This is a genomic window from Streptomyces beihaiensis (assembly GCF_026274175.1).
GTDB classification, from domain to species: domain Bacteria; phylum Actinomycetota; class Actinomycetes; order Streptomycetales; family Streptomycetaceae; genus Streptomyces; species Streptomyces beihaiensis.
Window position 1 is genome coordinate 1 of sequence record NZ_JAPHNL010000073.1, and the last position, 13,928, is coordinate 13,928.

Here is a 13,928-nt window from a genome sequence, read left to right on the forward strand (position 1 = left end):
AGCTGCCTCGCCGCAGACGGGTGGCCGGGGCCGGGCCGCCGTGAGCCCGGTCGACCAGGCGTCGCTCGCCACCAGACACGCGGTCAGCAGCACCACGCACCTGGCCTCCCACACCCGGGGCCTGGCCCACCGCCGCGAGCAGCACGGCGAGGCCGGCCAGAAGGGTTGGCCGGCGCCGGGCGAGCCGGTGGCGCCAGTGCCCCGACGGCGCAGTGAACCGGGAGTCCACCCCGGGCGCCGCCCACGGCGCGAGGACCAGGGCGCAGCCGAACAGCAGCACGCCCGGACCGCCCTGAGCCGCCGACCACGGCCGGTACGCCGCCGTGACGGCCGCCGTGCCCAGCGACCGCACCGGCAACGTGGCCACCTGGCGCAGCAGCAGATCCCGCCAGGTTCCCGTCGGCGGTGCGGTCGTCGTCATCGAGCTCGGTCTCCCACCCGGCCGGTCATCAGCGGTGCGAGGGCCAGGTCCAGCGGCTGCCCGACGACGTGCCGCAGCACCGGCCCCCGCTTCTCCCGGGATCAGAGCGCGTCGCGCAGCAACTCGGCCAGATCGCCGTCCACGTCCACGTGCAGGTACTCCTCGCCGTCCGGCACCAGGGCCGTCGTCTCCGCCAAAAACCGCTTCAGCTCTCCGGTGCGCACATGCACGATCGCGGTGCCCTCGAGGGCGTGGAACTCGAGGACCGTGCGGTCGTACCCGTACGGCCGCACCCGCACGTCACCGGTGCCCACCGCTTCCGACACGCCCGCGGTGAGCAGTTCACGGGCAAAGGTCCAGGAGACGTCGACGCCCTCGAGAGTGGCGGGGGCCGGGAACGACATGCGGACGGCGAAGGGATCGCGGGCGTCGTAGCGCAGGGTCGCGGGGATGCTCGCCATGCGTGGTGCGGCGGCGACGAGGCGGGCCTCAACGGCTTGCTCGATGACGGTGGACAACGCCTGCTCCCTAATGACGGCTGGACGGGGGCCGAAGGCCGCGGCTGCGGCCTTACCGGGATAGACGGCGGAACGAGCCGATCCGTGCGCCTGAAGCCGGACGAATTCCGAGTGACGTCCGTCACCGACCGGCGGCTCAGGACGCAGGCAACTGTTCCCGGTACGTGTCAAGGGCGGGAGCCGTCTTCGTCGCGACGAACTCCGTCACCCGGTACGCGCACACGCCCGCCACGACGAAGGGGTCGCTGTGGGTGAGTTCCTCGATCGCCGCGCGGTCGGCCCCGGCGGCGAGGATGACGCCGCCCTCGCGCGGCTCCTTGCGCCCGGAGGCGAGGAAGAGCCCTGCCGCGTAGTGCGTGTTCAGCCAGGCGACGTGCTCCTCCAGGAGAGCGTCGACGCGGTCGAGCGGGGCGGTGTACGTCAATTCGAGTACGAACATGGCCGACAGGCTACCGGCGCCCGTATCCGACTCGGGCCCGCGGCCCGTCATGGACCGGGGCATGCCCACCGACTCGTACGACGACGCCCCGACGGAGCCGAACTCCTCGGAAGACGAACGCCGACGGGGCGTCGGCGATCAGCGACACGTACGCGGTCGCGGGCGCCCGCCGCGTCGGCCCCTCGGTGAGCGCGGCCGAGATCCGCTCGCCGAGACCGCGGCCCCGGTGGCCGGGGCGCACGCGGATGTCGACGACCTGGAACGCCGTGCCGTCGTCCCCGGAGACGCGCGCCGTCCCGACCGGCTCGTCCTGCTTCCGCGAGATCGCCCCCTGCCATGTGTCGCGCAGCGCGAGAGCGGCCGCCGGATCAGCCGGAGGGGCGAGCTTGTTGTCTAGGGTCGGGTCCCATGGTGACGATCACGGGGATCCCCGACGGGTGGCCGACCGACGAGGCCGCGGCGCGCGCGGCGCAGGACGCGTTGCGCGGGCGCGTCGTGGTGGACGAGACGGGACCGCCGCCGGGCGCGGGAACCGTCACCGGGATCGACGTCGCCTACGACGACGAGCGCGACGTCGTCGCGGCCGCCGCGGTCGTCCTCGACGCGGACACCCTCGACGTGGTGGAGGAGACGACGGCCGTGGGGCGCGTCGCCTTCCCTTATGTGCCGGGCCTGTTGGCGTTCCGCGAGATCCCGGCGGTGCTCGGCGCGCTCCGGGAGCTGACCGCGGACCCCGGGCTCGTCGTCTGTGACGGCTACGGCCTCGCCCACCCGCGCCGCTTCGGCCTCGCCAGCCACCTGGGCGTGCTCACCGGGCTGCCCACGATGGGCGTCGCCAAGAACCCGTTCGCCTTCGCGCACGACACGCCGGGCCGTGAGCGGGGGAGCGCGGCGCCGCTCCTCGACGGCGCCGACGAGGTCGGCCGGGCGCTGCGCACCCGCACGGGCGTCAAGCCCGTCTACGTCTCCGTGGGCCACCGGGTGTCGCTGGACAACGCGTGCGCGCACGCGCTGGCGCTGACCCCGCGCTACCGGGTCCCGGAGACGACGCGGCGGGCGGACCGGCTGTGCCGGGACGCCCTGGCGGCCGTGTCGGACGGCGTCCTCGGCCTCACCGCTCGGCCGCTACCCGGAACGTGATCCCGGCCGCCCGCAACCGTTCGATCAGCGCGTCGCCCATCGCGGTGGCGGTCGTCACCTGCCCGGCCGTGTCCGGCAGCTCGTCCTGGGCCAGGCACATCGCCGACTCGGCGAGGATCTTCGCGGTCTCCCCGTACCCCGGGTCACCGCCCGCCACCTCCGTGAAGACCCGGCGCCCGCCGCCCTCGCCGACGAACCGCACCGAGAACCAGCTCCTCGCCCGGCGCGCCTCGTCAGGACCCTCGCCGGGCTTGACGCGCCCGCCGAGCCAGCGCCTGGCGGCGGGCACCTGGGCCGCCGCGAACAGCGCGGCCACGCCCAGAGTGCCGCCCAGCGCGACCGGAAGCGTGCGCACGGCCGCGTAGTGCCGGTAGCGGAAGTCGGGGCCGTACCGCTCCAGGGCGCGCGCCGAACGCTGCACCACCTGCGGGTCGATCGTCGGCATCGGCAGCGCCCACGCCCCGATCTCCTTGGCGTAGCGCGGCGCCCCGGTCGGCGCGTACGCCGCGCGGCCCACCAGGCGTGGCTCGTGCCGCCGCCGCTCCTGGTGCGCCGCCACCATCTGCCGGGCGCGCCCGAACTGGTTGAGGGCGGAGGCGAACGTGCCGCCCGAGAACGTCGCGTTCGACCGTACGAAGCCGTCGACGCGCAGTGGCACGCCCTTTGGCAGCTGCCGCACGGTGAAGTACGCGCCCAGGTCGTGCGGGACCGAGTCGAACCCGCACGCGTGGACCAGCCGCGCGCCTCTCTCGCGCGCGCGGGCGTCGTGGCGCAGATACATGAGGTCCACGAACTCGGGCTCGCCCGTCAGATCCACGTAGTCGGTTCCCGCGTCGGCGCACGCGGCGACGAGCGCTTCGCCGTACTCCAGGTACGGGCCCACGGTCGTCGCCACCACGCGTGCGTGGTCCGCGAGTTCGCGCAGCGACGCCGGGTCCGCGACGTCCGCGCGCAGCAGCGGCAGCGTCGCGCACCGGGGGTCGAGGCCGGTGAGCCGCTCGCGCAGCCGCTCCAGCTTCGCCGTGTCCCGGCCCGCGACGGCCCAGCGCAGGCCCTCGGGCGCGTGCCGCGCCAGATACTCCGCGGTGAGCGCGCCGACGAATCCCGTCGCGCCGAACAGCACCACGTCGTACGCCCTGTCCGGCTGATCCGGGCCTGCTCGGTTCATGACACCCCTCGTCGTACGTGTTGTTGTCGCGTGTGCGGTGCTCGCCTCGACCCTACGTTCCGGTAGCAAGCCATGCGAGGACGGTATGAAATTGGCTGAGCGCTTGCTCGTCAAGGGCTTGTGCTGACTGGAACACGTTCTTAGCATCACTGGTGTTACATCAGTAGTGTCACAGACGGGTCGGGGTGCGCAGGGATGACGGTCGCAGGCGGCGAGAGCCGTGACGGGCAGGGTGGTCCGCTCGCAGGAGTGCGGGTGGTGGAGCTCGCCGGGATCGGGCCGGGGCCGTTCGCCGCCATGCTCATGGCCGACCTGGGCGCCGATGTCGTCCGCGTCGACCGGCCCGGCGGCGCGGGGCCGGCCATCGCCCCGGAGTACGACGTCACCAACCGCAACAAGCGCTCGGTGGTCGTCGACCTGAAGGCCGCCGACGGCGCCGAGCGCGTGCTCCGGCTCGTCGAGCGTGCCGACGTGCTGATCGAGGGCTACCGGCCGGGCGTCGCCGAGCGCCTCGGCGTCGGGCCCGAGACCTGCCACGCCCGCAACCCGAAACTCGTCTACGGGCGGATGACCGGCTGGGGCCAGGAGGGCCCGCTCGCCCAGCGCGCCGGGCACGACGTCGCGTACATCGCGCTCACCGGCACTCTCGGCATGATCGGCAAGCCCGACGAGCCGCCGGCCGTCCCCGCCAACCTGATCGGCGACTACGCGGGCGGCTCCCTCTACCTCGTCGTCGGCGTGCTCTCAGCCCTCCACCACGCCCGCGCCACCGGCACCGGGCAGGTCGTCGACGCGGCCATCGTCGACGGGGCCGCGCACCTCGCCGCCATGATCCACGGCATGCTCGCGGCCGGGAGCTGGCAGGACCGGCGCGGCTCCAACCTCCTCGACGGCGGCTGCCCGTTCTACGGGACGTACGAGACGGCCGACGGGCAGTGCATGGCCGTCGGCGCCCTGGAGCAGCAGTTCTACGACGAGTTCATCGCGCTGATGGGCCTCGCCGACGTCGCGCCCGACCGCAAGGACCTGGCCCGCTGGGGCGAGCTGCGCGACGCCGTCGCAGCGCGCTTCCGGGAACGTACGAGAGACGAGTGGACCGCCGTGTTCGAGGGTTCCGACGCCTGCGTGGCGCCCGTCCTCTCCCTGCGCGAGGCCCCGCACCACCCGCACCTCGCCGCCCGCGGCACCTTCGTCGATCACGGTGGCATCACCCAGCCCGCCCCCGCGCCCCGCTTCTCGCGCACGCCCACCGCCGTCCGCTCCGGCCCCGCCCAGCCGGGTGCCGACACCGCCGACGTCGCCCGCGACTGGGACGTGCCGCAGCTGCGCCGCACCGACGACGCCCCCCACGACTCCCCGGAGAAAGGCAGTTGACCGAGAGCATGGAACGACGCCTGTTCAGCGCCGACCACGAGGCATTCCGCGAGACCGTGCGCACCTTCCTCACCAAGGAGGTGACGCCGCACTACGAGCAGTGGGAGAAGGACGGCGTCGTCTCGCGCGAGGCGTGGCGCGCCGCCGGACGCCAGGGCCTGCTGGGGCTCGCCGTGCCCGAGGAGTACGGGGGCGGCGGCACCACCGACTTCCGCTACAGCGCCGTTCTCGCCGAGGAGTTCACGCGCGCGGGCGCGCCCGGCCTCGCCGTCGGCCTGCACAACGACATCGTCGGCCCCTACCTCACCTCGCTCGCCACGGACGAGCAGAAGCGGCGCTGGCTGCCCGGGTTCTGTACCGGTGAGACGATCACCGCCATCGCCATGACCGAGCCGGGCGCCGGATCCGACCTCCAGGCCATCCGTACCACCGCCGAGGACAAGGGCGACCACTGGCTGCTCAACGGTTCCAAGACCTTCATCTCCAACGGCATCCTCGCCGACCTGGTGATCGTCGTCGCCCGCACGAGCCCGCAAGGCGGCGCGCACGGCCTGTCGCTGCTCGTCGTCGAACGCGGCATGGAGGGTTTCGAACGCGGCCGCAACCTCGACAAGATCGGTCAGAAGGCCCAGGACACGGCCGAGCTGTTCTTCGACGACGTGCGCGTGCCCAAGGAGAACCTCCTCGGTGACCTCAACGGCGCGTTCGTCCACCTCATGACCAACCTCGCCCAGGAACGCATGGGCATCGCCGTCGCCGCCATCGCCGCGGCCGAGCACCTCCTCGAGATCACCACGGCGTACGTCAAGGAGCGCGAGGCGTTCGGAAGGCCGCTCGCCACACTGCAGCACATACGGTTCGAGATCGCCGAGATGGCCACCGAGTGCGCCGTCACGCGGGCCTTCCTCGACCGCTGCGTCGAGGACCACTCCGCGGGCACCCTCGACGCCGTCCACGCCTCCATGGCCAAGTGGTGGGCGACCGAACTGCAAAAACGCGTCGCCGACCGCTGCCTGCAACTGCACGGCGGATACGGCTACATGAGCGAGTACCGCGTGGCGAAGGCATTCACCGACGGACGCATCCAGACCATCTACGGCGGCACCACCGAGATCATGAAGGAGATCATCGGCCGCTCGCTCCTCTCCTGACCCCCGACCCGCCCCACCCCTCACCCCGACCCCTGCGCAGCCACTCAGTGAAAGGCACTTCCGTGACCACAGACGCGTACGTCTACGACGCGATCCGCACCCCGCGCGGCCGGGGCAAGGCCGGCGGCGCCCTGCACGGCACCAAGCCGATCGATCTCGTCGTCGGCCTCATCCACGAGATGACCGCACGCTTCCCGGACCTCGACCCGGCCGCCATCGACGACATCGTGCTCGGTGTCGTCGGCCCGGTCGGTGATCAGGGCTCCGACATCGCCCGCATCGCCGCCATCGCGGCCGGTCTGCCGGACACCGTCGCGGGCGTCCAGGAGAACCGGTTCTGTGCCTCGGGGCTCGAAGCGGTCAACCTGGCCGCGATGAAGGTGCGTTCCGGCTGGGAGGACCTCGTGCTCGCGGGCGGCGTCGAGTCGATGTCGCGGGTGCCCATGGCCTCCGACGGCGGTGCGTGGTTCGCCGACCCGATGACCAACTTCGACACCGGGTTCGTGCCGCAGGGCATCGGCGCCGACCTCATCGCCACCATCGGCGGCTTCACCCGGCGCGACGTCGACGAGTACGCGGCGATGTCCCAGGAGCGGGCGGCCGCGGCCTGGAAGGACAGCCGCTTCGAGCGGTCCGTCGTCCCGGTCAAGGACCGTTCCGGGCTCGTCGTCCTCGACCACGACGAGCACATGCGCCCCGGCACGACCGCGGACTCGCTCGCCAAGCTGAAGCCGTCGTTCGCCGACATCGGCGACCTGGGCGGCTTCGACGCCGTGGCGTTGCAGAAGTACCACTGGGTCGAGAAGATCGACCACGTCCACCACGCGGGCAACTCCTCCGGCATCGTCGACGGCGCCTCGCTCGTCGCCGTCGGCTCGCGCGAGGCCGGCGAACGCCACGGCCTCACGCCGCGCGCGCGGATCGTCTCCGCCGCCGTGTCCGGCTCCGAGCCGACCATCATGCTGACCGGACCGGCGCCCGCCACACGCAAGGCCCTCGCCAAGGCGGGGCTGACCATCGACGACATCGACCTCGTCGAGATCAACGAGGCGTTCGCGGCGGTGGTACTGCGCTTCGTGAAGGACATGGGCCTGTCGCTGGACAAGGTCAACGTCAACGGCGGCGCCATCGCGCTCGGCCACCCGCTCGGGGCGACCGGGGCGATGATCCTCGGCACCCTCGTCGACGAGCTCGAGCGGCGGGACCAGCGGTACGGGCTCGCCACGTTGTGCGTCGGCGGTGGGATGGGCGTGGCCACGGTCGTGGAACGGCTGTAGCGCCGGTGTCGCAGGGCGGGGCCCGCGTCGCCGACCGAGGGCCGGTGGCCCGGCCTCGCGCGGTTGCCCGCCCTCTTGAAGGCACGCGGCTTCGCCGCCCTCTTACCGGGACCTCGCCCCCGCACCCCCAGAAGACTTCCGCCGCAACGAACCTCACGGAGACCGAACCATGTCGCACCGCTCGACCATCCGCTGGGAACAGGACGACACCGGCGTCGTCACCCTCGTCCTCGACGACCCCGACCAGTCCGCGAACACCATGAACCAGGCGTTCAAGGAGTCCATCGCCGCCGTCGCCGACCGCGCCGAGAGGGCGCTCGCCGAGAACCCGGACGCGATCCGGGGCTTCATCTACACCTCCGCCAAGAAGACCTTCTTCGCGGGCGGTGATCTCAAGGACATGATGAAGGCGGGCCCCGACGACGCCCGGGCCGTCTTCGAGACCGGCACCGGCATCAAGAACTCGCTGCGCCGCATCGAGACGCTCGGCAAGCCGGTCGTCGCCGCCCTCAACGGCGCCGCCCTCGGTGGCGGTTACGAGATCGCGCTCGCCAGCCACCACCGCATCGCCCTGGACGCGCCCGGCTCGAAGATCGGCCTGCCCGAGGTCACGCTGGGCCTGCTGCCCGCGGGCGGCGGCGTCACGCGCACCGTACGCCTCATGGGCATCGCCGACGCGCTCTTGAAGGTGCTGCTGCAAGGCACGCAGTACAGCCCGAAGCGCGCCCTGGAGAACGGGCTCGTCCACGAAGTCGCCGCCACCCGCGAGGAGATGCTCGACAAGGCCCGCGCCTTCATCGACGCCCACCCCGAGTCGCACCAGCCCTGGGACGCGCCCGGCTACAAGATCCCCGGCGGTACCCCGGCCAGCCCCAAGTTCGCCGCCAACCTGCCCGCCTTCCCGGCCAACCTCAAGAAGCAGCTGAACGGTGCGCCCTACCCCGCACCCCGTAACATCCTCGCCGCCGCGGTGGAGGGCTCCCAGGTCGACTTCGAGACCGCCCTGACCATCGAGGCCCGCTACTTCACCGAACTGGTCACCGGACAGACCGCCAAGAACATGATCCAGGCGTTCTTCTTCGACCTCCAGGCCGTCAACTCCGGCGCCAACCGCCCCAAGGGCGTCGAGCCGCGCACGGTCCGCAAGGTGGCCGTTCTCGGCGCCGGGATGATGGGCGCGGGCATCGCCTACTCGTGCGCCCGCGCGGGCATCGACGTCGTCCTCAAGGACGTCTCCGCCGACGCCGCCGCCAAGGGCAAGGCGTACTCGCAGAAGCTGTGCGCCAAGGCCGTCTCGCGCGGCCGCACCACCCAGGAGAAGGCGGACGCGCTGCTCGCCCGCATCACGCCCGCCGACGACGCGGCGGCCGTCGCGGGCTGCGACGCCGTCATCGAGGCCGTCTTCGAGGACCCCGCACTCAAGCACAAGGTGTTCCAGGAGATCCAGGACGTCGTCGCCCCCGACGCGCTGCTGTGCTCCAACACTTCCACCCTCCCGATCACCGCCCTCGCCGAGGGCGTCGAGCGGCAGTCCGACTTCATCGGTCTGCACTTCTTCTCGCCCGTCGACAAGATGCCGCTCGTCGAGATCATCAAGGGCGAGCGCACCGGCGACGAGGCGCTGGCCCGCGCGTTCGACCTCGTACGGCAGATCAACAAGACGCCCATCGTCGTCAACGACTCGCGTGGCTTCTTCACCTCCCGCGTCATCGGACACTTCATCAACGAGGGCGTCGCCATGGTCGGCGAGGGCATCGAGCCCGCCTCCGTCGAACAGGCCGCCGCCCAGGCCGGCTACCCGGCGAAGGTGCTCTCCTTGATGGACGAGCTCACCCTCACCCTGCCCCGCAAGATCCTGGGCGAGACGAAGGCCGCGATCGTCGAGGCGGGCGGCACCTGGACCGCGCACCCCGCCGAGGCCGTCATCGACCGCATGGTCGACGAGTTCGGCCGCACCGGGCGCAGCGGCGGCGCGGGCTTCTACGAGTACGGCGACGACGGCAAGCGGGCAGGGCTCTGGCCCGGCCTGCGCGAGCACTTCACCAAGCCCGGCCACGAGATCCCGTTCCGGGACATGCAGGAGCGGATGCTCTTCTCCGAGGCGCTCGACACGGTCAAGCTCCTGGAGGAAGGTGTTCTGACGTCCGTCGCCGACGCCAACATCGGCTCGATCCTCGGCATCGGCTTCCCCGGCTGGACCGGCGGAGTGCTCCAGTACATCAACGGCTATGAAGGAGGAGTGGCCGGGTTCGTCGCCCGCAGCCGCGAGCTGGCCGAACGCTACGGCGACCGGTTCCTGCCGTCGGCGCTGCTGGTGGAGAAGGCGGAGAAGGGCGAGACCTTCACCGACTGACGCCCCGTGGGCCCGGGCGGAGGCGTTCCGGTCCGTGCGAGGACTCAGCCCTCGGCGCGGAACGCCTCCCGCAACTCCTCCTTGAGCGACCGCTGGAACGCGGTCACCAGGGCCTGCACGACCATCGGCTGCATGTGCGCCGACAGCGACTTCATCGCCGCCACGTGCTCGGGATCGCCCTCCCGCTCCCGGTAGGGCTCCCACACCTCGTCCTGGAAGAGCCGCGACAGCTCGTGCGCCGCCTGCCGCGCGTGTTCGAGCAGGACAGTGCGCGAGGCGAGGATCGTCTCCAGCGCGATCGGCACGCCGAGCAGCTGCATGCCCAGCCGCAGCAGCCCCATGTCGACCCGGTAGCTGTCCGCCTCCTCGTCGTGACTGACGACGCCCATGGCCGCGAGGCGGTCGAGGTCGGCGCCGGACAGGGCACGGCCGCAGCGGCGCTCCAGCTCGGCGGCGGTCATCTGCTCCGCCGTGTCAGGGGCCCAGCTCGCCACCACCGCACGGTGGATGGCCAGGTCGTGCGCGCTCAGGTCAGGGGGAAGCTGCTCCAGATAGCGTTCGATGGCGGCGAGCGTCATGCCCTGGTGCTGCAGCTCCTCGATCAGCACGAGCCGGGACAGGTGCTGCTGCCCGTAGTGGCCGACCCGGCGCGGGCCGATCACCGGCGGCGGCAGCAGCCCCCGGGTGCTGTAGAAGCGGATCGTACGGACCGTGAGACCCGCGCGCGCCGCGAGCTCGTCGACGGTCAGCGTAGGACCCGGCGCCTGTTCGGCCTCGCGGGCGTCCTCGGCGTTCGTCGTCATGCCTGCAACAGTATTACTGACACACCGATGGTGTAAAAGGCGCGTGTCCAGCACATCTGATTACTCACGGGTATGCGATAAGAAACACTCTGTGATGTCCGCCACCGCGTGCATCGGCTTGCATGAGGGAAGGTGCACAGTCGGTCCGCGCGCGATCAGGGGCGTGGCGGGCCACTGCACATCCGGACCCCGGAGGCGCCTGCGCCGCCGGGCACCACAGAGTGGACATCCCCACGTGAGCAAGGACGCCGTCAACACGGCTCTGGGCGCATCCCGCACCGATGCGTCCCAGGCGCCCGCCGACGCGGGCGACGCCGGTTACAGCAAGGACCTCAAGAGCCGCCACGTCAACATGATCGCGATCGGCGGCGCGATCGGTACGGGGCTCTTCCTCGGCGCCGGCGGGCGACTGCACGACGCGGGACCCGCGCTCGTCTTCGCCTACCTGATCTGCGGAATCTTCGCCTACTTCGTCGTGCGGGCCCTCGGCGAGATGGTCGTCTACCGGCCGTCCTCGGGTTCCTTCGTCTCGTACGCGCGCGAGTTCCTCGGCGAGAAGGGCGCCTACGTCGCCGGTTGGATGTACTTCCTCAACTGGTCGATGACCGGCATCGCCGACATCACGGCGATCGCCCTCTACACGCAGTACTGGAGCGCCTTCACCACCATCCCGCAGTGGGTGCTGGCCCTCGCGGCCCTCGCGATCGTGCTCGCGATCAACCTCGTCTCGGTGAAGTACTTCGGCGAGATGGAGTTCTGGTTCGCGATCGTCAAGGTGGCGACGCTCGTCGTCTTCCTGTTCGTCGGTGTCTTCCTCGTCGCCACGCAGCACCCGGTCGACGGCCAGACACCCGGACTGAGCATGATCACGGACCACGGCGGCGTGATGCCGAGCGGTCTGATGTCGGTGGTCCTCGTGATGCAGGGCGTCGTCTTCGCCTACGCGGCCCTCGAACTGGTGGGCGTCGCGGCCGGTGAGACCGCCGAGCCGCAAAAGCTCGTCCCGCGCGCGGTGAACTCGATCATGTGGCGCGTCGGCCTCTTCTACTGCGGTTCCGTCGCGCTGCTCGCCCTCCTGCTGCCCGCCACCACGTACTCGGCGGACGAGAGCCCCTTCGTGACGCTCTTCAGCAAGCTGGGTGTCAGCGGAGCCGGCGACATCGTGAACCTGGTCGTGCTCACCGCGGCCATGTCCAGTCTCAACTCCGGCCTGTACTCCACCGGCCGCATCCTGCGCTCCATGGCGATGGCCGGTTCCGCGCCCAGGTTCACCGCCAAGATGAACCGCAGCCAGGTTCCCTACGGCGGCATCCTGCTGACCGCCGGTGTCGGCGTCCTCGGCGTCGGCCTGAACTACGTGCTGCCCAAGGACGCGTTCGAGATCGTCCTCGAGATCTCCTCCATCGGCATCGTCGGAACCTGGGTCATGATCATGGTCGCCCACCTGGCGTTCGTCCGCCGGGCCAAGCAGGGCCTGGTCGAGCGCCCGAAGTTCCGGCTTCCCTGGTCCCCGGTGACCGAGATCGTCACGATCGTCTTCCTGCTGGCCGTGCTCGGCCTCATGTGGAACGACGCGGAGACCGGCCGCAAGACGCTCTTGCTGGTCCCGGTCGTCGGGCTGCTGCTCGTCGTCGGCTGGTTCGGCGTGCGGGGGCGCGTCGGCCGCCAGGAGGACCTGGAACTGCGGAAGCTCACGGCCGGGGAAGCGGTCGACGGCGAGTAGCCGAGACCCGCACCCCGCCCCGCCGGTGGCGCCGTCTCGCGGACCCCGCGTCCGCGAGGTGGCGCCACCTCGCTTCGGGCGTCCCGCGCACGAGTGAGCCGAGCCCGGCCCGGGGTAGGAGACAGGCATGGCCCTGGTTCCGTGGGACATTCACCTCAAGGCGGGCCAACTGGCCGTCGCGGCGGCCGCGTTGGCGTCAGCGCTGGTCACCTCGGTCCGGCGCAGGACCCGGCGCGCGGCCGGCCGGACCCCGCCCCCGCGGCAGCCGCCGCCACCGAGGCTGCGCGCCCACGTCGTGCCCAGCCACCGCACGTCCGCCGACCCGGCGCACGCGGCGGCCGTCACCGACCTGTGCACCCGCGTCTCCGAACTCGCCTCGGACCTGGCCAAGCGGTCTGCGGGGGAGACCGGGCGAAGACCGGGGAGCCCCGACGCCTGAGAGCCGTCCGGCAGCGGCCCGTCGAGCAGCGGCGGCGAGAACCACGCGAGCGGGGGACGCGGCGGAGCCGGACACCTCGAGGCGCTGACCCGGAACGTCGCCGTGGCGACCCGCCGGTCGGCCCGATCGCAGGCCGACATCTCCCGCTCGTCCTCGTCCTCGTCCAGGAGCAGCCGCGGGATCCGCGGCACCCCGTAGTCACGCAGGAACGCGATCCCGATGCCCTTGCCGCGGATCGCGCGCAGTCGGCTGTAACGGCCCGTGCGCAGGGTGCGGCGCAGGTCGGCCGCGGACGCGGGGAGCGGCGGGCCTGACCGGCCACTGTTCGCGGGGGCCGCACACCGGATTCGCACGGCCGCCCACCGCATCGGCGCGGACGCATACTGGGTCACATGATGCGGCACGGCCCCGATCCGCCGCCGCCACCGGTCGGCGGGATCCTCTGGGACACGGCGGGCGACATCCGTTCACTGCTCACGCTGCCCGCCGCGTTCGTCCTCCAGTGCGCCCACCCGGCGGTCGGCGCGGGCGTCGGCGACCACTCCGTCTTCCGCGCCGACCCGTGGGGCCGCGCAGCGCGCTCGGTCGCCTCCGTCCTGCTCTGGGTCTACGGCGGCGAACGCGCCGCCGAAGAGGGCCGCCGCGTCCGCCGACTGCACCGCGCGGTCCGCGGCACCGACGCGCGCGGCCGCCCTTACCACGCCCTGACCCCCGCCACCTACGCCTGGGTGCACGCCACCGGCTTCCCCGTCGCCCGCCACGCCCGCCGCTACTTCGCCCGCCCGTTCACCGTGACGCAGGAGGAACGGTTCTACGCGGAGTGGCTGGCGGTCGGCCGGATCCTGGGCATCCGCGACCGTGACATGCCGCGGACGGTGCGGGAGTTCTGGCCGTACTACCGCAGGACGCTCACCGAGGAGCTCTCCCGCACCTCCGTGGTGGCGGAGCTGACCTCGCCGCACCGCGCCCTGCCGCCCCCGCCGGGTCCCGCGCCCCTCCGCCTCCTGTGGCCGGTGCTGCGCGGCCCCCTCGCCCGGTTCCTCGCCTTCCTCTCGGTGGGGCTGCTCCCGCCGGAGGCACGGGAGGCCATCGGCCTCCCGTGGACCCCGCGCCAGGAGCGGC

Annotated in this window: 13 protein-coding genes and 1 pseudogene; 7 read left to right on the top strand and 7 right to left on the bottom strand. The window is 72.1% G+C overall.

The genetic code is table 11. The annotated features are described in order from the left end of the window. The 4 genes and pseudogenes from OFY01_RS08990 to OFY01_RS32540 all read right to left on the bottom strand — a co-directional run. Window positions 1–421: pseudogene (locus tag OFY01_RS08990) on the bottom strand (hypothetical protein); the annotation flags it as partial. 101 nt (window positions 422–522) lie between these two features. After that, a complete protein-coding gene (gene ssgD, locus OFY01_RS08995; protein WP_266598052.1) occupies window positions 523–939 on the bottom strand; it encodes a spore wall synthesis regulator SsgD in 417 nt (138 codons plus the stop codon). 136 nt (window positions 940–1,075) lie between these two features. Then, window positions 1,076–1,378 carry a YciI family protein gene (locus OFY01_RS09000; protein WP_266598054.1) on the bottom strand — a complete coding sequence of 101 codons (303 nt, stop codon included), beginning with the start codon at window positions 1,376–1,378 and terminating at the stop codon, window positions 1,076–1,078. 10 nt (window positions 1,379–1,388) lie between these two features. Beyond that, complete coding sequence (locus OFY01_RS32540) at window positions 1,389–1,727, bottom strand: GNAT family N-acetyltransferase (RefSeq protein WP_407700307.1); 339 nt, start codon at window positions 1,725–1,727, stop codon at window positions 1,389–1,391. Between the two features lie 59 nt (window positions 1,728–1,786). Between OFY01_RS32540 and OFY01_RS09005 the strand changes: the two genes are divergently transcribed. Continuing rightward, window positions 1,787–2,518 (top strand): endonuclease V, encoded by a 732-nt coding sequence (locus OFY01_RS09005; RefSeq protein WP_266598056.1) that lies wholly within the window; start codon window positions 1,787–1,789, stop codon window positions 2,516–2,518. On the opposite strand, the gene OFY01_RS09010 is transcribed toward OFY01_RS09005, so the two are convergent. Next, the gene (locus OFY01_RS09010; protein ID WP_266598058.1) at window positions 2,490–3,686 is read right to left on the bottom strand and encodes a saccharopine dehydrogenase family protein; all 1,197 of its coding nucleotides are present in this window, start codon (window positions 3,684–3,686) and stop codon (window positions 2,490–2,492) included. The two genes, OFY01_RS09005 and OFY01_RS09010, sit on opposite strands and share 29 nt — an antisense overlap. A 195-nt stretch (window positions 3,687–3,881) precedes the next feature. Between OFY01_RS09010 and OFY01_RS09015 the strand changes: the two genes are divergently transcribed. From OFY01_RS09015 to OFY01_RS09030, 4 genes are all read left to right on the top strand, one after another. Then, window positions 3,882–5,060: a CaiB/BaiF CoA transferase family protein gene (locus OFY01_RS09015; protein WP_266598060.1), complete on the top strand. Its 1,179-nt coding sequence runs from the start codon at window positions 3,882–3,884 to the stop codon at window positions 5,058–5,060. 8 nt (window positions 5,061–5,068) lie between these two features. Further along, window positions 5,069–6,211, top strand: coding sequence for an acyl-CoA dehydrogenase family protein (locus OFY01_RS09020; RefSeq protein WP_266598072.1), 1,143 nt, complete (start codon window positions 5,069–5,071; stop codon window positions 6,209–6,211). Window positions 6,212–6,273: 62 nt separating this feature from the next. Next, on the top strand, window positions 6,274–7,488 hold the full coding sequence (locus OFY01_RS09025) for an acetyl-CoA C-acetyltransferase (RefSeq protein ID WP_266598062.1): 1,215 nt from the start codon (window positions 6,274–6,276) through the stop codon (window positions 7,486–7,488). A 169-nt stretch (window positions 7,489–7,657) separates the two neighbouring features. Further along, window positions 7,658–9,841: a 3-hydroxyacyl-CoA dehydrogenase NAD-binding domain-containing protein gene (locus tag OFY01_RS09030; RefSeq protein ID WP_266598064.1), complete on the top strand. Its 2,184-nt coding sequence runs from the start codon at window positions 7,658–7,660 to the stop codon at window positions 9,839–9,841. A 44-nt stretch (window positions 9,842–9,885) separates the two neighbouring features. Here the strand turns inward: OFY01_RS09030 and OFY01_RS09035 are convergent, their stop codons facing one another. After that, window positions 9,886–10,644, bottom strand: coding sequence for a MerR family transcriptional regulator (locus tag OFY01_RS09035; protein WP_266598066.1), 759 nt, complete (start codon window positions 10,642–10,644; stop codon window positions 9,886–9,888). Between the two features lie 235 nt (window positions 10,645–10,879). Here OFY01_RS09035 and OFY01_RS09040 point away from each other — a divergent pair, with 235 nt between their 5' ends. Next, window positions 10,880–12,367 carry an amino acid permease gene (locus OFY01_RS09040; protein WP_266598068.1) on the top strand — a complete coding sequence of 496 codons (1,488 nt, stop codon included), beginning with the start codon at window positions 10,880–10,882 and terminating at the stop codon, window positions 12,365–12,367. Between the two features lie 150 nt (window positions 12,368–12,517). On the opposite strand, the gene OFY01_RS32380 is transcribed toward OFY01_RS09040, so the two are convergent. Continuing rightward, window positions 12,518–13,159 (bottom strand): hypothetical protein, encoded by a 642-nt coding sequence (locus tag OFY01_RS32380; RefSeq protein WP_323135494.1) that lies wholly within the window; start codon window positions 13,157–13,159, stop codon window positions 12,518–12,520. Between the two features lie 42 nt (window positions 13,160–13,201). Between OFY01_RS32380 and OFY01_RS09050 the strand changes: the two genes are divergently transcribed. Beyond that, window positions 13,202–13,928 (top strand): oxygenase MpaB family protein (locus OFY01_RS09050; RefSeq protein ID WP_266598070.1); only part of this gene is annotated, 727 nt, incomplete at its 3' end.

Excerpts from the sequence above, each read along its gene's own strand:
- OFY01_RS09010 (WP_266598058.1), bottom strand. The coding sequence starts at position 3,686 with ATGAACCGAGCAGGCCCGGATCAGCCGGACAGGGCGTACGACGTGGTG.
- OFY01_RS09015 (WP_266598060.1), top strand. The coding sequence starts at position 3,882 with ATGACGGTCGCAGGCGGCGAGAGCCGTGACGGGCAGGGTGGTCCGCTC.
- OFY01_RS09035 (WP_266598066.1), bottom strand. The coding sequence starts at position 10,644 with ATGACGACGAACGCCGAGGACGCCCGCGAGGCCGAACAGGCGCCGGGT.
- OFY01_RS09020 (WP_266598072.1), top strand. The coding sequence starts at position 5,069 with ATGGAACGACGCCTGTTCAGCGCCGACCACGAGGCATTCCGCGAGACC.
- OFY01_RS09000 (WP_266598054.1), bottom strand. The coding sequence starts at position 1,378 with ATGTTCGTACTCGAATTGACGTACACCGCCCCGCTCGACCGCGTCGAC.
- OFY01_RS09005 (WP_266598056.1), top strand. The coding sequence starts at position 1,787 with ATGGTGACGATCACGGGGATCCCCGACGGGTGGCCGACCGACGAGGCC.
- OFY01_RS09030 (WP_266598064.1), top strand. The coding sequence starts at position 7,658 with ATGTCGCACCGCTCGACCATCCGCTGGGAACAGGACGACACCGGCGTC.